This is a genomic window from Oxynema mangrovii CENA135 (assembly GCF_016632315.1).
GTDB lineage: Bacteria > Cyanobacteriota > Cyanobacteriia > Cyanobacteriales > Laspinemataceae > Oxynema > Oxynema aestuarii.
Genome location: NZ_JAEOXH010000001.1, coordinates 1,641,229 through 1,663,006, shown reverse-complemented (window position 1 = coordinate 1,663,006; position 21,778 = coordinate 1,641,229). Strand labels below are relative to the sequence as shown.

15 protein-coding genes are annotated in these 21,778 nt (G+C 49.8%); 9 read left to right on the top strand and 6 right to left on the bottom strand.

Going from position 1 to position 21,778, the window contains the following annotated elements; all coding sequences use genetic code 11:
• Positions 1 to 234: 234 nt before the first annotated feature.
• Complete coding sequence (locus JJD41_RS06635; RefSeq protein ID WP_200665237.1) at positions 235 to 1,533, bottom strand: HhoA/HhoB/HtrA family serine endopeptidase; 1,299 nt, start codon at positions 1,531 to 1,533, stop codon at positions 235 to 237.
• 334 nt (positions 1,534 to 1,867) lie between these two features.
• On the opposite strand from JJD41_RS06635, the gene JJD41_RS06630 reads away from it, so the two are divergent.
• Positions 1,868 to 2,737, top strand: a complete 870-nt coding sequence (locus JJD41_RS06630) for a lysophospholipid acyltransferase family protein (protein WP_234488530.1) — start codon at positions 1,868 to 1,870, stop codon at positions 2,735 to 2,737.
• On the opposite strand, the gene JJD41_RS06625 is transcribed toward JJD41_RS06630, so the two are convergent.
• Complete coding sequence (locus tag JJD41_RS06625; protein WP_200665236.1) at positions 2,734 to 3,102, bottom strand: zinc ribbon domain-containing protein; 369 nt, start codon at positions 3,100 to 3,102, stop codon at positions 2,734 to 2,736. The two genes, JJD41_RS06630 and JJD41_RS06625, sit on opposite strands and share 4 nt — an antisense overlap.
• A gap of 320 nt (positions 3,103 to 3,422) precedes the next feature.
• Here JJD41_RS06625 and JJD41_RS06620 point away from each other — a divergent pair, with 320 nt between their 5' ends.
• Positions 3,423 to 3,992: a type III secretion system chaperone family protein gene (locus JJD41_RS06620; RefSeq protein ID WP_200665235.1), complete on the top strand. Its 570-nt coding sequence runs from the start codon at positions 3,423 to 3,425 to the stop codon at positions 3,990 to 3,992.
• A gap of 161 nt (positions 3,993 to 4,153) precedes the next feature.
• Here JJD41_RS06620 and JJD41_RS06615 read toward each other — a convergent pair whose 3' ends face one another.
• On the bottom strand, positions 4,154 to 5,536 hold the full coding sequence (locus JJD41_RS06615) for a pentapeptide repeat-containing protein (protein WP_200665234.1): 1,383 nt from the start codon (positions 5,534 to 5,536) through the stop codon (positions 4,154 to 4,156).
• 489 nt (positions 5,537 to 6,025) lie between these two features.
• Here JJD41_RS06615 and folK point away from each other — a divergent pair, with 489 nt between their 5' ends.
• From folK to JJD41_RS06590, 5 genes are all read left to right on the top strand, one after another.
• Positions 6,026 to 6,529, top strand: coding sequence for a 2-amino-4-hydroxy-6-hydroxymethyldihydropteridine diphosphokinase (folK, locus tag JJD41_RS06610; RefSeq protein ID WP_200665233.1), 504 nt, complete (start codon positions 6,026 to 6,028; stop codon positions 6,527 to 6,529).
• Positions 6,530 to 6,601: 72 nt separating this feature from the next.
• Positions 6,602 to 6,802 (top strand): heavy-metal-associated domain-containing protein, encoded by a 201-nt coding sequence (locus tag JJD41_RS06605; protein ID WP_200665232.1) that lies wholly within the window; start codon positions 6,602 to 6,604, stop codon positions 6,800 to 6,802.
• A 151-nt stretch (positions 6,803 to 6,953) separates the two neighbouring features.
• Positions 6,954 to 7,502 (top strand): NUDIX hydrolase, encoded by a 549-nt coding sequence (locus JJD41_RS06600; protein WP_200665231.1) that lies wholly within the window; start codon positions 6,954 to 6,956, stop codon positions 7,500 to 7,502.
• Positions 7,503 to 8,253: 751 nt separating this feature from the next.
• Positions 8,254 to 11,118 (top strand): hybrid sensor histidine kinase/response regulator, encoded by a 2,865-nt coding sequence (locus tag JJD41_RS06595; RefSeq protein ID WP_200665230.1) that lies wholly within the window; start codon positions 8,254 to 8,256, stop codon positions 11,116 to 11,118.
• Positions 11,115 to 13,679, top strand: a complete 2,565-nt coding sequence (locus tag JJD41_RS06590) for an adenylate/guanylate cyclase domain-containing protein (protein WP_200665229.1) — start codon at positions 11,115 to 11,117, stop codon at positions 13,677 to 13,679. Before JJD41_RS06595 ends, JJD41_RS06590 begins: the two co-directional genes overlap by 4 nt.
• Before the next feature lie 92 nt (positions 13,680 to 13,771).
• On the opposite strand, the gene JJD41_RS06585 is transcribed toward JJD41_RS06590, so the two are convergent.
• The 3 genes from JJD41_RS06585 to JJD41_RS06575 form a co-directional block, all read right to left on the bottom strand.
• Positions 13,772 to 14,197: an FKBP-type peptidyl-prolyl cis-trans isomerase gene (locus JJD41_RS06585; protein WP_200665228.1), complete on the bottom strand. Its 426-nt coding sequence runs from the start codon at positions 14,195 to 14,197 to the stop codon at positions 13,772 to 13,774.
• A 409-nt stretch (positions 14,198 to 14,606) separates the two neighbouring features.
• Positions 14,607 to 15,356 (bottom strand): DUF4079 domain-containing protein, encoded by a 750-nt coding sequence (locus JJD41_RS06580; protein ID WP_200665227.1) that lies wholly within the window; start codon positions 15,354 to 15,356, stop codon positions 14,607 to 14,609.
• Between the two features lie 101 nt (positions 15,357 to 15,457).
• Positions 15,458 to 15,967, bottom strand: a complete 510-nt coding sequence (locus JJD41_RS06575) for a DM13 domain-containing protein (protein WP_200665226.1) — start codon at positions 15,965 to 15,967, stop codon at positions 15,458 to 15,460.
• 279 nt (positions 15,968 to 16,246) lie between these two features.
• Here JJD41_RS06575 and JJD41_RS06570 point away from each other — a divergent pair, with 279 nt between their 5' ends.
• Positions 16,247 to 18,508: a glycosyltransferase gene (locus JJD41_RS06570; protein WP_200665225.1), complete on the top strand. Its 2,262-nt coding sequence runs from the start codon at positions 16,247 to 16,249 to the stop codon at positions 18,506 to 18,508.
• A gap of 240 nt (positions 18,509 to 18,748) precedes the next feature.
• Positions 18,749 to 21,763, top strand: a complete 3,015-nt coding sequence (locus JJD41_RS06565) for a class I SAM-dependent methyltransferase (protein ID WP_200665224.1) — start codon at positions 18,749 to 18,751, stop codon at positions 21,761 to 21,763.
• The last annotated feature ends 15 nt before the right edge of the window (positions 21,764 to 21,778 follow it).

Sequence of the window (21,778 nt, the reverse complement as noted above, 5' to 3'; positions counted from 1 at the left end):
TTTTCTTACTCAAAGGGCGCCGGGGTATCGTTCCCCCTTTATGCAACCGATCGCTTGAAGAAAGCTTACTGTTCATCATATCGATAATTTTTTTCGACCTGGGGCGATCGGCAAAAAAATTAATATAGATCTTGGCGATCGCTCGGCAAGGCGATCGCTCGTCAAGGCGATCGCCGTAAAAAAAACCCCCGGTTCTCCCGAGGGTCTGCATCAGAATCTGCCCTATGTACTGCACTATCCGGCGTTGTTCTCCACGGGGAAAGCACCGGGAAGCACATCTAAGCTCAGAGGTTGACCGTTGCGAAGCACTTGCATGGATAGAGCTTTACCGATCGCGCTCTTCTCCACGATTTGCTGTACCTCTGTTGCATTACTGACCTGATTTCCATCAATTTTTTGAATGACGTCCCCCGCGCGCAAACCGCTTGCCGCCGCCGGAGAATCGGGCATTACTTTCACCACTAAAATCCCTTTTTCCTCCGTTACCGTCAGTCCGGAATTGGGATTACTATTAATTTTCTGTTTAATTTCCGGCGTCAATTCCACCATCTGAATGCCGAGATAGGGATGTTCCACCTGACCGTCAGCAATCAAATCTCGCGCAATCCGGCTCGCCGTATCCACCGGAATCGCAAAACCGAGACCCTGGGCCCCTTGGATAATCGCCGTATTCACCCCAATCACTTCGCCGCGTTGATTGAGAAGCGGTCCGCCAGAATTGCCAGGATTAATCGCCGCATCGGTTTGAATGAAATTCACCCGCTTTTCGGCGACGCCAACCTGGGAACTACTGCGTCCGGTGGCGCTGACAATGCCCACCGTGACTGTATTATCCAATCCGAGGGGATTGCCGATCGCCACGACCCATTCTCCCGGGGCGATCGTTTCCGGATCGGCTAACTTCGCTACAGGTAAATCATTCGCCTCAATTTTGACCACCGCTACATCGGTCACCGGGTCCGTTCCCACCACCTTTCCGGTAAAACTGCGACCGTCTTTTAAGGTCACTTCTACCGTATCGGCGCCATCGACCACGTGAGCGTTGGTCAAAATTTGGCCGTTCTCACTGAGAATAAATCCCGATCCGGTGCCGCGTTCGACTCGTTCTTGCGGTTGGCTGGGAATTTGCGAACCGAAGAACTGGCGGAAAAACGGATCGTTAAACACGTCGGGAATATCCGTTTTCACGGTTCGCGACGCATCGATGCGAACCACACTCGGTCCAACTTGACGAACGACGGAACTAATCCAATTGCTATCGTTGCTCGCAGGTAAAGCCGCTTGTAGGGGCGCCACCTGGCTAGTCGCTCGTTCCACATTTCCATTGGCGGATTTTTCTCCTCCGAGGAGGTTTTGGGCGTGCAGTAATTGACTTCCCGACAAGGTGACTCCTGCACCGAGGAGGAAGGTTAATAAATAGGTCGTGGTTTTTTTCCAGGTCGCCGGAGATCTAGCAGAAGCGGAACCTGCATCGCTTGGGGTTGCTTTGGAAGAATTCAAGGAGTTGAGGGATTGGGGATCTTGAGTCTGCATGATAAGTTGCTCCTCTAGGTTCGATGCGGTAGGGAAGGAACAGCCTCCAGAAACAATTGAGAGGGGATGACAACTGAGGGCGCGAAGAACAATCGTCCTGGATGGCTGTACTTTTGAATTTAGAAGAGGGATGTGACGCTGGTGTGAAGTTGCTGTCACACGGAGATGGAATTTTAGATTTTAGATTTTAGATTGAGTGATTTCTGAGTTGCACTGTTCCCTATAGAGACTGAAGCTTCCCTATTTGCGAGATCCGAGATCCCCAGACTATCCTTAAAGACGCGATAAGGCGTTGCAAGGAGCGAAAACAGGCTTGTTTGAGGGATTAAAAGGGTTGTTGATACCAGATGTGGAAGGGGCGATCGAACGCGGGGATCCTTTCGATGGTTGGTCCTTGGACGATCGCGACCCCCAGGCGATCGCTCAGTTAATGCCGATTTGGGAATGGTTGTACCGCTATTACTTTCGCGTGACGAGCGATGGTTGGCAATATGTCCCCCCAACCGGGCAGTTCTTGATTGTCGGTTCTCATAATGGCGGTTTGGCGGCGCCGGATATGTTTATGGGAATGTATGACTGGTTTCGACGGTTTGGAACCGATCGCGCCATCTACGGCTTGATGCATCCGATGGTCTGGAAGGTATTTCCCGAGATGGCTCGTCACGCGACGGTCTGCGGCGCCGTACAGGCTCACCCGCGCATGGCGATCGCCGCTTTTAGGCGGGGGGCGTCGGTGTTGGTGTTTCCCGGTGGCGCGCAAGATGTCTTCCGTCCTCACGCCTTGCGCGATCGCATTTACTTCCACGATCGCAAGGGCTTTATTAAATTGGCCTTGCGTGAAAGAGTGCCGATTTTGCCGTTTGTTTCTCACGGCGCTCACGATACCTTATTCGTCCTCGGCGATCTTTACGACGGGATGCGCCAACTGCACGAAAAATTTGGGATTCCCTGGCTGTTCGATCTCGATCCGGAAGTGTTTCCGGTGTATGTCGGATTGCCCTGGCTATTGGCGATCGGGCCGTTACCGAATTTTCCCCTTCCGGCGCAAATTCACACCCGTTTTTGCGAACCGATCGCCTTCGACCGCTCCGGTCCGCAAGCTGCCCACGATCGCGACTACGTAGACGAATGTTATCACCGCGTCGTCACCGCCATGCAGCGATCGCTCGACGACTTAATCGCGAAGGTCGAAGGTCGATCCTAACGTTGGATCGACGCCAGCAGCACGGCGATCGCCACGATCGCCGCGATCGCCATTACGGCGGCGTTACGGGTCAGCCACAAGCGCCAGCGTCGCAGGGGATGGCTGCTCAAATAAGGGTTAACGGCGGGATCGGCGATCGGTTGCGCGCGATCGCGGTACAGGGTACAGGTTTTTGCCTGGGGACGTTGGGGAAAGGTGCAAGTATCGTCCTCGTGATAGGTGCAACTCTCACAGAGAAACTCGTCTCCACTGGCTTGATGCAAGGGAATTCCAGGATGACCGAACCCTTTAAGTGGCGTCCGACAAAAGGGACAGGCGATCGCCTCGGTATCGATCGATTGCTGGCAATGGGGACAGGAAGGCATTTTAGATTTTAGATTTCAGATTTTAGATCGATCTTAAACATTGGTCGCGGCGGCGATCGGCGATCGATGAGAATATTATATACTTTAAGGCGTTCTCTTTCAACAAAAAGAGTGAGAATTAGCTTAAGTATACAAAAACCATCTTGTCTCGCTTCTGGTATTCTGGGCTAGTATTCTGGCCACCTAGAAGCTCGCGGGTCACCGGAACCAGAAGCAAGGACGCTTCAACTTCCGCAAACCTCAAGTTTTTAAGTATCTGGCGATCGCCCCTAAAGAGCGTTTAAAATAAGAATCCAAACGCTTATTCAAGGATAAAAAATATGGCAGCTACTTTAGAACAAATTGCCCGTTATTTGGACAATCGAGGTTGGTCATACGAACTAGAAGAAGACAACAATCGCATTATTACCGGAGTTCAAGCCGATAACCTCGAAAACTTTTTACTCGTCATCCAACTCGATGAAGATGGAGAATTTTTCAAACTATTCGCCCCGCAAGTCATTTCCGGAATTATCGATCATCCCCATAAAGAAGCCATTTTACAGTCTATGTTATGCATTTCTTGGGAAACAAAAATGTTGCAATGGGAATACGACCCTTCCGATGGAGAAATTCGGGCAATTATTGAATTTCCTTTAGAAGACTCCATTTTAACAGAAAAACAATTTAACCGTTGTTTAAGTGGACTCATTCAGATCGTCGATGAAATTGCCATGCCCCGATTAAAAGCCGTCATGGAAACGGGAACCGATCCGGGAGATGAAGATATCGGCGAGCGATTGTTGCTCACCCTTCAAGAAGAAGCCCCCGGCATTTTAGAATTACTCGAACGCGCAATGGAAGCGCGCAAAAACCGAGGCATTTTTCCCGCAGAAGAAGATAAATCATAGACATTTTCTCCCCCTTAAAGTCCTCTCCCGATCTGTCATTCCCGCGCAAGCGGGAATCCAGCAACACCTGGAGCGGCGATCGCCTTCAAAACCGCTCAACCGCTTACTCTGATTTTACTCTGATTATTTTTCACCAATCCCGAGACCCGATACTCGACTCCCTAACGTCCCAACAGATTGGGAATCCCTTCACAGCCGCCGGGGATCGTCTCTCGGGTTTTCGAGCCCCCCCAAGCACAACAATAATACCGTTGGGATTCGGACATCCGTTGAGCGTCGGTAAAATCGGCATTTTCGATGACTGCTCCCGTTCCTTCTCCGGTTTTGTAGTTCGGCGGATCGGTTCGACTGCGCGGCGAAGCAGTTTCTAACTTGCCGTAGTAGAAACGAGTGCCTTTAAAATCAGCTCCCGATAAATCCGCTTCGTATAAAATCGCGCGTGAGAGATTGGCTTTGACGAGATCGCTGTAGCTGAGGTTGGCGCGCACTAAGTTGGCTTCGCTTAATTCAGTCCAGCGCAAATCGGTTCCCGACAGATCGGCGCCTGCGAGCATAATTCCCAGGTCTACGACGCGCACTCCCCGGGCGCGATCTTCCGCATAACCCCCCGAACCGTCGAGAATGGGGCGTCCGAGATGGCTATCCCGTCGTAGAGGGGCGAGCAGCTTGGATTGAGATAAAAAACGGATAACTTTGGCTTTTCCTTCCGAGTCTACACTACTGAGGATCGCGGCGGTGCGTCCTTCGGCGATCGCCCGTTCTTGGGGCCAGTCTTCAAGCAATCCTTCCTCATTTAACGCCAGTTCGGAAACGCCTTGGAAGTAAGCATCAATGGTTTGTTGTTGGGTAATCCGGTTTTGCTGGATGGTCAGTTCTTTGGAGATCACGTATTGTCTCCAAGCGACATAGACCGCGAGAATGGCGATTAAAATTTGACCCAAGGCGCCGACCACTTCGCCGACGGCGCCGATCGCATCCCAGTTAATCTGAATATTGCGGCTTCCCGGCTGTTGGTTGGCGCCACTGAGCATCAACAAGCCGATCACGCCGACGAGGAGTCCCAAGGCGGCGACCACCACAGCGCGCCACTGTTGGGGAACCAGTTGCAACCAAATGTGACGCCAATTCGGCCAAATTACCTGCAGGGAAAACAGCAGGGTGCCTGCGGCGCCACCGAAGCCGACCCAAACATTATCGATGGCCAACCCTAAAATCATCGTGCCGATCGAGCCTAAAATCAGAATGGCCGGGTTGATGGTGTGGGATGGCGTGGTGAGTTCTAAATCTTTGAGGTTGTTGTTGTGTCCGTTTTCGGTGGATAAAGTCGCCTTAGCGTCGCGTTCCATCAGCGAGATCGAAGGGGATGACGGTGAAATGGGAGGAGTGGAGGTGGAGGATCGAGTTTCTCCTCCGGTTTGGGGAGTTTGGGCGATCGCCGCGCGATCGCCCTGGGAACCGTTCGCCTCAGTGGTTTCTTCAGGGCTGTTGTCGGGGTCGAACTCCAATTGAAGGTCGGGACGATGAGAATTTTGCTCGGATGTCATATGTTTTTATCTGCAAAGGCTGGGCAAAGCTCCGATAAATGCATTTACCCCGTCGGTCGGCCATCAGTACGAACAGTACGATTGTACCCAACCTGGTTTGGGACGTTTAGATTTTAGAGTAGGGGTTTGGTTTCCAAACCCCTACAGGGCATCATAGAAACGTCGAGAGCGTTGGGGTAACCCGATCTCTGCCATCGGTCGTTTGATGCTCCGGCGATCTCCTCCTCTCAAACAGGGTTCTTAATGTTTATTTTATAAACAGTCTCTGAAGTCTCTGAGATTTTAGTTTTACTTGCAAAAAAAAGACTGTTATAATTTTCGATCAATTTCCTAAAATCGCCTTTTTACGGGGAGAGTTGACAGGGTTTAAAAATGCAAGATTTATGAAAAATTGGGGCGATCGCCGTGCGTCTCCCCAGGAGAATCGAGCGATCGCCTCCGTCGCGGTTAAAAAATGCAGATATTTTAAAAAATAATTCAAAAAAAGTTATGGACAGTGATTGGATCGACTGCGCGATCGCCCTCGGGAGCAACCTCGGCAACTGCCGCCGCACCCTCGAAAACGCCCTGAACACCTTAGCAGAAACTCCCGGAATCAAAGAGTTAAAGCCCTCTAGTTGGTATCGGACCGCCCCCGTCGGACCGCCCCAACCGGATTATCTCAACGGCTGCGCCACCTGCCAGGTGCAACTGGAACCCGAAGTGCTTTTAGACCGACTTTTAGCCATAGAAACGCAATATGGAAGGACGCGCGGCGAACGATGGGGACCGCGAACCTTAGATCTGGACTTATTGCTATTTGGCGATCGCATTTACCAATCGGACCGCCTGCAAATCCCCCATCCTCGCTTGAGAGAACGAGCCTTCGTTCTCGTTCCCCTCGCCGAAATTGCCCCCAATTGGATCGATCCGGTCTCCGGAAAGGCGATCGCCGAGCTCGCACAAGCACTAGATCGCGGGGGAATCGAAAAAATCAAAAATTCTGTCCTCTGAGAGATCCCAAAACCCGCGATCGCCGGGCAGAATAAACCTAATATCAATTAGCGTATCGAGGATTGTCTCAGAATGACTATTAATTTAAAAGTTCCTTCAATGGTTTGTGACGGTTGTGCCGAAACCGTCACCAAAGCTGTCAAAACCGTCGATGGTCAAGCCCGAGTCAACATCGATCTCGATAGTAAACTCGTGGCGATCGAATCTGCCGCCTCACCGGAATCGTTCGAGCAAGCCATCACCGCCGTCGGTCACGAAGTCAGTGAAGCTTGAGCGATTGTAGATTTTGGAGTTTAGATTTTAGAGTAGGGGAGTCGGGAATCGAGGGTCGGGCATCGGGCCCGTTCCTGATTTCCTGCCGGAAACACACAAGTTTCCCCTGCAACTCCTGACCTGCACCTTCACGTAACCTTACTTAAATCCTATGACCTTTGGCCACGAACCTCCCGAACTGATCCGCCATCGCTTTTCTTACTCCGGGCGGAAGTTCGGTTTTGATGTCAATACGCTGCGATTGCCCAATGGGGCTGAAGGCGATTGGGAATGCATCCGCCATCCGGGGGGTGCATTATGCGTTCCACTGACTCCAGAAGGGGAATTAGTTTTAGTGCGACAATATCGCTTTGCCGTACAAGGACGAATTTTAGAATTTCCGGCGGGAACGGTAGAACACAGCGAAGATCCCGAACAGACCATCAAGCGAGAAATTGAAGAAGAAACGGGCTATCGAGGGCATAAATGGCAGAAATTAGGCCAATTTTTCCTCGCTCCCGGTTATTCTGACGAAATTATCTATGCTTTTCTGGCGAAAGATTTAGAAAAGTTACCCAGTCCCCCGCAACAAGACGAGGATGAGGATATCGAAACGGTATTGATGACGCCGAGAGAACTCGAAGCGGCGATTTTAAATGGGGAACAGGTAGATGCAAAATCGATTTCGAGTTATATGCTGGCGCGTCCGTTTTTGACGTGAACGACCCACGCCGATTCAAACGCCGATTCAAAGAATACAGCTCGGGCAACAACCGAATAGATGGCCTCCAAGCAAACTTATTGGTCTTACATCTAGGCGATCGGCGCTATCCGAGTTCCTCAGATGTATAGACAGTACAGGTTTTACAAAAAAACTTGTATAGATTTAGCTTGGTTTTCCCGATTTCGGGCCGGGAAAAGACTTGACGACGATACTTTGCCGTTAAATTCAAGCAACATTGTCCATGGCCGGATAGTTTTTACTTGAACAAAAGTAGCGAAAGCTGGAAAGATGGTCGTCAAGGTTAACCTGGCTGGCACCTCCCAACATTGTACAATTTGCCTGAACCGAGTTCCCAAGGAGTTATCTTCTGTGGCGATCGCCACTCGACGAGGCGATCTCCCAACTCCCCTCGGACCTTTTAGACGACGAATCCGTCGTCAAATACGAACGCACTCATTTACCCCATGGCCCCTGGCTCGCAACCCCTCGGTTCGAGAGCTGGGTCGCGGGTCGGAATCTATTTCCCTCGAGCGAGGAAGACGATCGCCCCATTGAATTGAGCTGGTTGACCTGTGGCAAGCGATCGAGGTGAGGGGGAGATCGGGTCGTCGGGGAGGAAACATGGATGTCGAGTAAGGGGAATCGCGGGAACTTCAGAGATAGCCGAGAGCAACTACCGTTCTCGACCGTCGGATGTTGCCAACGTTCTGTGGCCCTGTCAAGAACCAGCGAGGGAGACCCGTAAGTTATGAATCCTTTACTCAGAAAACTGCTCGATCCGAGACCCTTAGAATATGCCATCCTCGATCGCGATTGGATCGTGCGAGAAACCTCTAGCAATATCGGGCGATTTGCCGACGTTCCCGAACTGGCCCTGTGCGATCGCGATATTCGTCTGGCCTTTCCCGAATTTATCGGCGTCGAACCCATTTTAAACGATATCCTCAACGGCCAACAAAGTTACTTCGAGCTCAAAGGCATCGCCCGGTTTGAAAACAACAACCAACCGTTTTACTTCGATTTATCCGTCACCCAAGAACCGGGAGACAACCCGCAAGATATTCGCCTGTTAGTCGTCTTTGAAGACGCCACCGAACGCATGATTCTCAAACAAGAACTCATGCAACGGGTCAACGAAGCCAACTTACTCGTCAGTACCCTCGCGGCGGCCAAAGCCTATACCGATCGCATCATTACGGCAATGGCCGATGCCTTATTGGTCACCAAACAAAACGGGCGCATTGAAATTGTCAACGACGCCGCCCTCGACTTATTTGGATACACCCGAGACGAACTGATCGATCGCGGGATTTCCACGATCTTCGAGACCGCCAATCTGCTCCCGGAATGGAGGGAAGTTGTAGGGACTGGCGACGCCAATGGAGAAAGCCCTTTACAAAAAGATTTAGAAACTAACTTAGAAACCGACTTAGAAACCCACTTAGAAACTAACTTAGAAATTCCCTGTCGGACGAAATCGGGAAAATCCCTCGTCGTCGCCTTCTCGCGATCGGTCATTCCCACCGAATTAACGGGATTGCACAAAATTCTCTATATCGGACGGGACATCACCGAACGCAAGCGGGCTGCCGAACAACTCGAATTCGCCCGCCGTCAAGCCGAGTTAGCCTCGCAAACCAAGAGCAACTTTTTGGCGAACATGAGTCATGAAATCCGCACCCCCATGAATGCGATTTTGGGGATGACCGGACTGTTGTTGCAGACATCTTTAAATCCAGAACAGCAGGATTTCATCGAAACCATTCGCCTCAGTAGCAACGCCCTGCTCAATTTAATTAACGAGATTTTAGACCTGTCCAAACTCGAAGCGGGGGAGATGCAATTAGAGACGCAAGAATTCGACCTGACCGATTGCGTCGAAGAAGTCGTCGAGTTACTCGCCCCCCAAGCCCACGCCAAAGGTTTAGAAATTACCACCTCGATCGCCCCGGACCTGCCAGACATATTAAGGGGCGACGCTTATCGCCTGCGGCAAGTGCTGACCAATTTAATCGGCAATGCCATTAAGTTTACCGCCGAGGGAGAAGTCTTCGTCAAAGTCGAGCGATCGCCCGTCAGTCTGCCGAAAGCCCCGCCGCAAGCAGTGCAGATTTGCTTTTCGACGATCGACACGGGCATCGGGATCGCCCGGGAAGACCGGACCCACCTCTTCGAGCCTTTTTCCCAAGTCGATGCCTCCACGACGCGAGTTTACGGGGGAACTGGATTGGGATTGGCCATTTGCAAACAAATTGTCGGCTTGATGGGGGGAACAATAGGGGTAGACAGCGAAGTGGGGCGCGGCTCGAAGTTTTGGTTTGCCATTCCTTTCGCCCGCGTCAACGGCCACCCGCGCACCCACGCCGATCGCGGTATTCACGAGTTGGCGGGGCGCGCGCTGCTGACCGTAGGCAATCGGGCGACCACCCAAGAGGCGATCGCCCATTGGGGCGCCTGTTGGCGGATGCGAGTGGAAGCGATGGATCTTGGCAGTTTCGAGCGCTTTTTAGAAAAGCGGGGCAAGCGTCGGGCGACTTACGACCTGGTCGCCCTCGACTTACAGCTCGATGGGATCGACGCGATCGCCTTGGGAGAACGGCTCAAAACCTCTCCCGCGTTTGCCGATACTCCTTTGGTGTTGTTGGTTCGCAGTAACGAGCGCGATCGGGCTCGTGCCTGTCTCGATAGCGGCTTCACCAGTTATCTCGTCAAACCGATCCGCCGCTCGCGCTTGTTGGCGAGTCTGAAACAATGTTTTGGGATCGAGGACGCGCCAGAGGCGGCAATCCCGACCCACGACGGTTCGGTGCAACGAGTCGGAGAACGTTTTCCCTTGAAAATTTTGGTGGCAGAAGATAACCCGGTCAATCAAAAAGTTGCCCTCAAGCAGTTGGAAATTGAGGGATTTAAAGCGGATGTCGTCGCCAATGGGGAACAGGTGCTGCAACGATTGTCCCGCGATCGCTACGATGTAATTTTGATGGATTGCCAAATGCCCGTATTAGACGGTTACGAGACCACCCGAGAAATCCGCCGTCTCTACGGCGATCGCCGCGCGCGCGATCGCGTCACTCCCGTTCCGATCGTGATCGCGATGACCGCTCACGCGATGAAAGAAGACCGGGACAAATGCCTCGCTGCAGGCATGGACGACTATATCAGCAAACCCGTTCACCCCGAACAATTACAAGCGATTCTGAGTAAGTGGGGGGCGCAATTAAACTCAGGGGAAATCGTCTCGGCACCGGAACCGCGATCGCGCCCGGGTCAGCCCCCCGATTTGTTCGATTTAGGGCGTTTGGACCGGATTTCTGAAGGAGATTCCGGTTTTATTCGAGAACTGCTAGCAATCTTTTTAGAAGATTTACACGCCCATATCGCCAGTTTGCAGGGTGCCGATGTGCAAGATCTTTACTTTATCGAGCGCGAAGCCCATTATATAAAGGGTTCGAGCAGCAATGTGGGTGCAGTTAAACTGTACGATTTGGCCAAAGAGTTAGAATATGAAGCCCATCAAGGACGGCACGAGCAGATTAATGGGCTTCTCGATAACCTCTATGGCGTTTATCGAGAAGTGGTGGTCTTTGTAGAAGAATTACTGCAAGAAAAATGAACGATCTTTTAGATTCTTTCTTGGCCGCGCGCGGCATGGAATACGTGACCTTAGATGCTGGACTTGAAATTGTCAGTGCTTCGCCCAAAGCTTATCGGTTTGCGGATTTTCCCGAGGCGATCGCCGTCGGCAATCCCCTCGATCTTCCCTTTCCCGAATCGATCGGGATCGAACCGATGCTCGATGAAGTCTTGGCGGGAACGCGCGACAGTTTCGAGTTGAAATCGATCGGTCGCTTTAACGACCCGGATCGTCCGATTTATTTTGATATTTATATTCTCCCCCAGCGCGATCTCGTCACCCAAGAAAAACGGCTCGTGGTCCTGCTCGACGATGTTAGCGAGCGGATGGGACTAGAACAAAAGTTGGTGCAAGCCACCAATGAAACGAATTTATTATTTAACGCCCTTTCTAAGTCTAAATCTTATATTGATAGCATTCTCGCCTCGATGGCAGAAGCGCTGATCGTCACCGATGGAAATGGCAAGATTAAGACGATCAATCGCAAAACACAAGAGTTATTTGAATATAGCGAAACGGAATTGATCGGCCAGTCGATCGCCCCGTTGGTTCCGGAATATCGCGCCTTACTCGCGGCGATCGAAACTGAGGATTCCGGGAATGGGGACGGCGCCAGCGAGGCGATCGAAGTGGTCGGCAAAACCAAAAGCGGTAAAAAGATTTACGTCGGCTTTTCTTGTTCTACCCTCGAACAAGAGCAGGGCAATTACGCCCGGGAATTTGTCTATATCGGTCGCGACATCACCGAACGCAAACGGGTGCAGCAACGCCAGTTCGCCCAGGCGGCGACCACCCGGATCTTATCCGAGTCCGTGTCTTTCCAACAGGCGGCCCCGCGACTGCTTCCGGCGATTTGCGAAAGTTTTGGCTGGGACGTGGGCGAAATTTGGATGACCGGGGACGATTGCGAGCGGGGGGTCGAGAATCCGGGCAGCGTCCACTCGACTCAAGGGGCGATCGCCCCACCGGAACGGCTCCATTGCGTGACGTCGTGGGCGAGATCGTCCCCGAATGCCCCTCCCGTGGAAGGGCGGCGCGATCGCTATTTGGGTAAAGGCGAAGGGTTACCCGGTTGGGTCTGGGAAAACGCACGAGGGCGGGCGATCCTCGATCTGAGTCAGGACGCGGAAGCGGCGATCGCGGAGCGTCTCCGGAGGAAAATCGCCCGTCCGGAAGCCCGATCCGTCGGCACGGGCGCCGCCTTTGCCTTTCCCATTGTCGGCGATACGGACGAGAGCTGCGATCCCGCCGACACCTCTGCCTGTCATTCGGAAATTCTCGGCGTCCTCGCCTTTTGGACGGATGAAGTCCAAACCCCCGACCCCGATTTAATGGAAACCGTCGAGGGATTGGCCAGTCAGTTCGGGCAGTTCATCAAACGCAAACGCGCGGAAACCGCCTTGCGCGAAAGTGAAGAACGCTATCGGGATTTATTTGAAAATGCCAGCGATTTGATTCTCAGCGTCGATCCCCAGGGTCGATTTCTTTATGTCAATCGCGCTTGGAAGGAAACGTTAGGCTACTCCGAAGACGATTTGACCCGGATCGGCCTGCTCGATATCGTCCATCCCCAATGCAAAGGAGATTATCTGACTCATTTCGCTCACGTCCTCCGGGGGAATATCCTCGAAGGGATCAAAACGGCGCTGATCACCAAATCGGGCCGCAAAATTTCGATTGAGGGCAGTCTCAATTGCAAGCGGGTCGATGGCAAAGCGGTTGCCGTGCGCGGTATTTTCCGCGACATTACCGATCGCTTGCAATCGGAATTAGCCCTCAAACACCAACAAGAAAAAACCGAGCGCTTGTTGCTCAATATTTTGCCGCAAACGATCGCCGAACGCCTCAAACGAGATGCGGCGACGATCGCCGAACATTATGCCGACGTCAGCGTTTTATTCGCCGATCTCGTCGGCTTTACCCGCATTGCCGCCGAACTCTCCCCGATCGATTTGGTTCGCTTGTTAAACCAAATTTTTTCGGCCTTCGATCGCCTCACCGAAGAGCGCGGCTTGGAGAAAATTAAAACCGTCGGCGATGCCTATATGGTCGTAGGTGGCTTGCCCCACCGCCGCCCGGATCATGCCGAGGCGATCGCCCAAATGGCGTTAGACATGCAAGCCGAACTCGAACAGTTCAATCTCGAAAACGAACAGAATTTCAACATTCGCATCGGCATCCACACCGGGGCGGTGGTGGCGGGGGTGATCGGACTGAAGAAATTTATTTACGACCTGTGGGGCGATACGGTCAATACGGCGAGCCGGATGGAATCTCACGGCCTTCCCGGTCGCATCCAAGTGACCCAAGATACTTACGAACGCTTGAAAGATGATTTTATTCTCGAAAAACGCGGGGCGATCGAGATTAAAGGGAAAGGCGAAATGATTACCTATTTTCTCAACGGTCGCCTGCGAGAACAACTCCCGTCGGAGGGCAGGCGCGATCGTCTCAAAGCCCTCAAACGCCTCGGGATCGTCTCGGAACCAACCCAACAACTGCTCGACATGCTCGAAAATCGGCTCGCCGATTCCCCATAATGTTTCGATCCAAAACAAAAGGCTGCCGAAAACTCCCGGCAACCTTTTGTGCGTCGGGCGCCTATCGCACTCTAACGCTCGATCGATTTTTGTTATCCGATCTCTACCATTTCAATGTCAAAGGTCAGACTCTTTCCGGCTAAAGGATGATTGGCATCTAAGGTCACCGTGGCATCGGCTACCTCGGTCACGACCACGGGAATTTTCTGCCCGGTGGGTTGTTGGATTTGCAATCGCTGACCGACTTTAGCGAAGTTGTCCGGGATTTGCTGGCGTTCGACTTGGACGACCATTTCCTCTCGGTGTTCTCCGTAAGCGTCTTCCGGGGGAATGGTTTCCGTTTTGCTATCTCCCGGATTCATGCCGAGGGCTGCTTTTTCAAACCCCGGAATTACTTGTCCTTCACCGAGGGTAAACTGTAGCGGTTCGCGTTCCACGGAAGAATCAAACACCGTTCCATCTTCCAGTTTTCCGGTATAGTGAACCTTTACCGTATCACCCGTTTTGGCTGCAGCCATATAATTTCTCCTTGTATTTTCTAAGCTTCATGCGATCGGGGCGGGTTGGGGTTGCAGGCGCGATCGCGCGCCCGATACCGATCGGCGAATCCAACACACCCCCTCGGACGCGACCAACTCACCGATGCCAATTCATTATCTGATTCAGTCGGTTGAATCGGCGTGACATTGTAATCTTTGATATCGAGCCTCGCGTGAGTTGCGATCGAAGTGCTTGGGAAATCAGTACCGTTGCAATGTCTCAAATCGCCGTCCGCTCGCTACAAATAAGCATTCTAGCTTACCGCACTCAAGATTGCAGAAAGCCTATGTTTGTTTTTAGATTTTGCCAAGGGCGAGCATCGCTGTGCGCAAGACCTCAAAAGCCTGTAGTTGCGATCGCCATCACCCCTCGATCTCCGATCCGATGTTAAGGGAAACGGCGGGTTTGTAAGCTTTCGAGGGGAACTGCCGAACTTTCGGAACTCGGACAAGTTTTTTGTTCCCAATTGCACCGATACAGATGTTCTTGTTGCCAACTGAGGGGAATTTCGAGCAAGTCTCGCGCCCCGGTAAAGCCTTGTCCGATAAATAATAAAAGTGCAAAACAGTTTAACAGGGTATGAATCAAACGCCAGCGCTGCGATCGATCTTGATAGATTTCGTTGACGATCGCCAGGGAAAACACCATCAGCAATGCGGCGGCGATTCCGTAATAATAATGGGAAATCTGCCATTCGTAGGTCCGGCGAAATACCCCTTCTTGACAGCCGAGAACGACCAATCCCATCCCGGTCAAGGTGGCAAACACGCCGCGCCACAGTTTGGATCGCGCTTGATAGAGAAACACCAAACAGGCGATCGTTGCCGCCAATAAAATCACTATGAAAATGACTTGAAACGGATCGTTCACCCAAAGTTGGTTTTTAACAATATTTTTGACAAAAATCGAATAGGCTAGGGCAATTAAGGTAATTCCCACCACAGTCCCGGTGAGGATCTGCCCGTATTTGACGTGTTCGCGTCCGACGACGGCGGGAATTTTGCTGTTTCCCCCTTGGGTTTGCAAACGGCGCGATCGCGTCTGCCACGCCATGTTCAGCACGATTCCGATCGTGGGAAAGACGACGACCACCGCCAGAAATGGATGTAAAAGAGCTAGATAATCTACCAGTTCCATAAGCGTTGACTATTCGATTTTGATTTTTGATGCCAATTGTAATGGCAATTTCCGGCGATCGCCCCGGGGGACGCGAGAGACGGTCCCCCTGTCGAGACGAATTATTTACCCGCGCAAGGATTGTGTCCCGCGCAAGGATTGACGCTGGTAGAGTTTTCGCTCAAGCTGGCATAACCAAAAGTGGCGTTAAACTCCTTACACCAGATGGCGGCAGCTTTGAAGCGATCGAGGTCTACATCGGCGGGAATTTCGTAGCGTTGAGCGCCCTCGATACTGCGTAGCATACCTAAGCTAATATAATCACTTTCTTCGATTCCTGAATTTGGTAGTTGTGCGGACTGATGTAAGATTACAAATAAGTCCGGTCCGGGATCGGTTTTAAAGTTTTCGTCGAGTTCGAGATAGTATTTGCCATTTTCCATGACGATGCGAGCCATTCCTTCGGTGGGATGTTCCGCCGAGACGAAGGTTCCGGCGATCGCGGACGAATTCATCTGTGCTATTGTTGTCGTTTGGGTCCGCACTGCACTCGAAGCGACGGTGACGCTGGCGACGCTTCCCCAGCTCAATATCGAGACGACGGCTAAAACAGTTAAGTAGCTAAGTTTCATCGGATTTCCTCTAACGTATCGTACCCACTCTAAGCGCCGTAACCGAGAGCGCCATGAGTGTTTCCTGAGAAATTCCTGGGAATTTGTAGTTCGTCAACTCTCAGCAACAACTCAGGGAAAAATCATCTGTGGCTGGGTTTGAGAGGTTATCCTAGTTTGTAAAGTTTTACTAAGATCGAAAAGACAAGCCACGCGGCCTCATGTTCAGGTGTGCCCCCCACCATTGGGGAACCGATCGCCGTGGCTGACGACTATTTGCACAATTGTAGGGATTCAAGTATGAGTTTTTCAGATCTCGGTGACGAACAAAAATTAAGCCGTCCTTGCGTCGGTAAATGGTGTATTCCCCACGTCACTACCCTAGTCACCTTGGGGATTTGGTTTGCCATTGGGGCGATCGCGGCAGCCTGGATTGGCGGATTTGAACCGATTCAGACTCTGTTTGTGCACCTTCATCGAGTTCAAGAAAATCCCCCCATTTGGTTGCAAGTCCCCTCATTCGGCGATCGATTTTTGTGGATGCCCTCCCTGATTTTATTGGCGATCGCGTCCCTCGTGACTCAATTTTCTACCGTACCGCGCACCCGATCGCGGGCGATCGTCGTTGCCATTTTATTAGCCGTAACCTTGCGCTATTTACTGTGGCGATCGTTCGCCACTCTTAACTTATCCACCCCGATTAATGGCTTATTCAGCCTCGGGTTATTCGGGTTAGAATTATTACTGATATCGAGTCGTTTAATTCAAGTTTATTTAACCCTCAGAATTCAAGACCGCAGCCGCGAAGCCGACCGACGGGCGATCGCCGTTACCGAACGAAAATACACCCCATCCGTCGATATTTTAATTCCCACTTACAACGAACCGGAATTTATTCTGCGACGCACCATTATCGGCGCTCAAGCCTTAGATTACGACCGTAAAAATATTTATCTCCTCGACGATACCCGACGCCCCGAAATTGCCCGACTCGCACGAGAATTAGGCTGTTGTTATGTCACCCGTCCTCATAACCTGCACGCCAAAGCAGGCAACCTCAATCACGCGATCGCTCATACCACGGGGGAATTAATCGTTGTTTTCGATGCCGACTTTATCCCGACACGTAACTTTTTACAGCGTACCGTCGGCTTTTTTCAAGATAGTAACGTCGCCCTCGTTCAAACTCCCCAAAGCTTTTACAATCCCGATCCGATCGCCCGCAATCTCGGTTTAGAAGATATTCTGACCCCAGAAGAAGAAGTTTTTTATCGCTACATTCAGCCGATTCGCGATGGGGTCGGTAGTGTCATTTGTGCGGGAACTTCTTTTGTCGTTCGCCGCAGTGCTTTAGCCGAAGTTGGCAACTTTGTCACCGATTCCCTCAGCGAAGATTACTTTACAGGAATTCGCCTCGCCGCCCGAGGATATCGAGTGATTTATTTAGATGAAAAATTGAGCGCCGGATTGGCGGCTGAAAATATCGGCGACCATATTGCTCAACGTTTGCGATGGGTACGCGGTACCTTACAAGCCTTTTTTATTGATTCCAATCCCCTGACGATTCCCGGATTAACCTTCGTTCAACGCATTGCTCATTTAGAAGGATTAATCTATTGGTTTGGCAATATTGCCCGACTGGCACTGTTGTTGATGCCTTTAGGTTACACCTTTTTGGGTATCGTTCCGATTAAAGTTAATTTAGCCGAATTCACCTATTTTTTCCTGCCTTATTATTTGATTTCGATCTCTACTTTTGCCTGGTTAAACCGCCGATCTCGATCGGCAATTTTATCGGAGTTTTACTCGATTGTTACCTATATTCCTCTGACAATTACTGTTTTTCAAGTTCTGCTCAATCCATTTTCTAAACAATTTAATGTCACCCCCAAAGGAAAGACTAGCGATCGCTTTTATTTTAATTGGAAAATTGCTTGGCCTTTAGTGCTTATTCTGATCGCAATGGGGTTTGCTTTTGTCAAGAATTTAAGCATAGCTTTAGGCAATGCCGAAACTCCAGCTTTTGAAGGCATTAATTTAGCGTGGATCTGGAGTTTATATAACTTTATTACGATCGCGATCGCCCTATTTATCCTGATCGACGTTCCTACCGGGGATCTTCATCCTTGGTTGGCATTACGTCGTCAAGTTCTCCTCACAGAAACTGACCCCAAAAGCGATCGCTATTCCGCTCAATTTTGGGGAAGAACGATCGCCTTATCCGAAACTGGGGCGCAATTGCAATTTAAACCACCTCTATCGTTTCACGGCGATCGCCTAACTTTAGAATTACTGGGAGAAAAATTAACATTATCGGGACAGATTCAAGCGATCGAAAAGAGAGGGGAATATTATACGGTAAAAATGGCCTTCGACCCTCTCAATTTAGAACAACACCGCCGCTTAGTTGAATTGCTATTTTGTCGTTGCGGACAATGGCAGTATCGCGAAACTCCCGGAGAATGGCAATCGTTCTTTTTGTTGTTTAAAATCTTATTAAAACCGCGCATTCTCCACGATCGCGATCGGGCGGTAAAACCCCTTCCCGTCAATCAACTATAAGCTAACTGAAAATTCGCACATTCAAACCGGGAAAATCTCGGTTTGAATTGCTTTTGTAGCTCTTCTTCAAACGATTTCGAGAGGGCGGTCTCAATTTGCGATCGGCACATCGCCAGATCGAGGCGATCGCATGTACTCTCAATTAAAGCCAATCGGACCGATCGGTTACCAATTTGTTATAAGATACATCCAACAGCCGCGATCGTGATTCGCCCTAATTGAGAATCGTTTGAATTAAAAATGAAGATTTTAGTCGTTGCCCTGTATGCGATTAACACCCCTCACTTCGAGACAGAGTTGGAAATCATCCAAAATCACCTAGATGCTGGAGATGAAGTCGTTTTATTAGGCTGCAACGCCCATTTAGAAGCCTGCGATGTCAATATGCTGCACTACATCTCGCCCTGTTTGCAGTGCATCGGTAGGCGTCAATCGGGTTTGAAATTACTCTCGAAACCAGTAACGGTCAAACCGATTTATCAATTAACCCCCCAAAATGTAGTAGAAATCGATCGCCTCCCCAAAACCTTCGCATCTTTGGATGAGTTAAAAAGTTTTAGCATCGATAACTTCGATCTCGGTTATGCTGTTCTGTCATCATTAATTTCTGCAGTTAGAGATCCGAAACCCGATCTTAAAAAATATGTAGATTTAATTACAAAATTAATAAAATCTTCCGCTTCAATTTATCGATCGCTCCAGAATTATTTAGCTATAGATCCCGTCGATCGCGTTTACGTTTATAACGGTCGTTACGCTCCCATGCGTGCGGTTTTGAGAGCTTGTCAAAGCATGGAAATCGAATGTTTTACCCACGAAAAATCGCGAACGATCCACCATTATGCTTTATTTGAAAACACGACCATTCACGATATCGACTATATCGATCGCCAAATCGTAAAAGCATGGGAAGCGGCGGGAGGCGATCGCGATCGCCGTCAGCAAATTGCCGAAGAATTTTTCTTAGAACGTGCCCAAGGAATTTCGCGAACTTGGATTGCTTTTACAAAAGATCAACAAGATAATCTCTTACCGGATAATTGGGACGATCGCAAAACAAATATTGTCATTTTCACCAGTTCTGAAGATGAATTTGCCGCGATCGGCGAATTATGGAAAAATCCCCTTTATCCCAGTCAGATTGAAGGGTTAGAAAACATTGTTAATTCTTTAAAAGATCGAGAAAATATTCACGTTTATATTCGCATTCATCCCAACCTCAAAAATGTTAAAAACGAACAAACTACCCGACTCGATCGCCTGCAATTTCCCAATTTAACTTTGATTCCTGCAGAAAGCCCGGTCAGTACCTACACCCTACTTAAAAAAGCTTCAAAAGTAATTAGTTTCGGCTCGACCGTCGGGATTGAAGCCGTTTATTGGGGAACACCTTCGATTTTAGCGGGGAAATGTCTTTATCGAAATTTAGATAGTACCTACAATCCCGCAACTCATGACGAGTTGATGGAAATGCTCGATCGCGAGTTACTGCCAAAAGATAAAACAGGAGCGTTAATGTATGGGTATTATCTCAATAGTTATGGGGTTGAATTCAAGTATTACCAAGCTCAAGGAATTTACGAAGGGTTGTTTAAAGGGGTTAAAATTCAACCGGATTTATTCGATCTAATTGCCGAGGTCGGTTTAGACGTGGGATCGGATATCGGGTTAAAACAGAATCGATCGAAGATGAAATTTTTACCGCAAAATAAACAAATTTTAGAACAGGCGATCGCCGCTTTAAATGGTAATGATAACGAGCGAGCTTTAATGTTATTCGATCGCGCGCTTTCGTTTGATTCTAACGCCCTTGAAATTAATTATGGAAAAGCGATCGCCTTAGCCCGATCGCAAAAAATTCAGGAGGCGATTGTGATTTTAGAGCAATTACTCGTCGCCTTTCCCGAACATTTCAAAGCACGGCAACTCCTCGCCGAACTCCAACCCAATTTATCTAGATCTTCCCTTCCTAAAACCGCAGCGATTGAAGATCTAGAATTTCGAGAATTACGCGATCGCATTGGTTCTTACACTCATTTCAGCGATCGATATTTGTATTCTCTATTTTTACAAGCCAAGCAAATTTGTCAGAAAAATATCGCGGGGAATTTTGTAGAAATTAGCGAAGACAATGGCGGTTCTACTGCTTTATTAGCGGCGATCGTGCGGCGTTATTCCCGCCAACCGCGCTGGCTGTATAGTTTCGTGGGAAATGACGGCGATCGCCTCCAAAAAACAAGCGAACTGTGTACTCAACTCGATCTTAATTCAGTCGTTAAATTAGTGCGCGGTAATTTGAATGAATCTTTAGCAAAACTCCAACCGATTCTCGGTTTAATTTCGTTATTTCATTTAGCAAGCCAACCGTCAAACTGTTCCGAGGAAAATATAGATCGATTAACCGATCAAATTGTCAATGAAGGCGCCATCCAGATCGGTGATACCTCCTGGATTCCAATCTTCGATCGCCTCGGCATTCATTCGTCAAAATATCGAGTCAAAGAAGCAGAATTTAGCGTCATTTGTCCGCAAAGATGGGCGCTAAATACTAACTTAGATTCGCAACTCATCCGTGAATTTGAAGAGGACGATCCGACCCGCCACGGGATCGAAAGTCAAATGTCATTAAACGAGCGTTTCCAGCTCTATTACGCCGTGCGACATTTGCTCCCACAAACGCGATCGCCGTTACGGTTTATTGAAATTGGCTCTTATGCTGGGGCTTCTCTATTTTTTATCGTTCGGGCGTTAAAAAGATGGGTTTCACAAATTCAAGGATTCGCGATCGATCCCGGGGGACATTCCCAACTCTATCGCGTCTTACCTAATTTAAAAAATGATGTCACCCATCTGCGTTTGTTCTCCTATCAAGCCGCTCCGAAATTAAAAGCAATCTTCGATCGCGACGGACATTTACCCTCATTGATGTTTATCGATGGCGACCATACCTATGAAGGCGTAAAACGAGATATTATTGATTACTTTCCGTTATTAGCTCCCGGGGGAGTCGCTATTTTCCACGATTATTTACCGCCACTCACTCCAGAAAATCGAGAAGCCATTTTCTTTCATCACGAAGGAAACGAACCGGGAATCCGTCAAGCCTGTCAGGAATTAATGGAAAATACCTATGGTTGTCAACTTTTAGACTTACCTTTACTCTACCCTACCGCACCAGGTTCGACTGCCGCCCATTTACCAATTATTCCTGGCGTTTCTTCGACTTTACGGGCGTATCGTAAACCTCTCAACTAAAATCACAACCGTAAA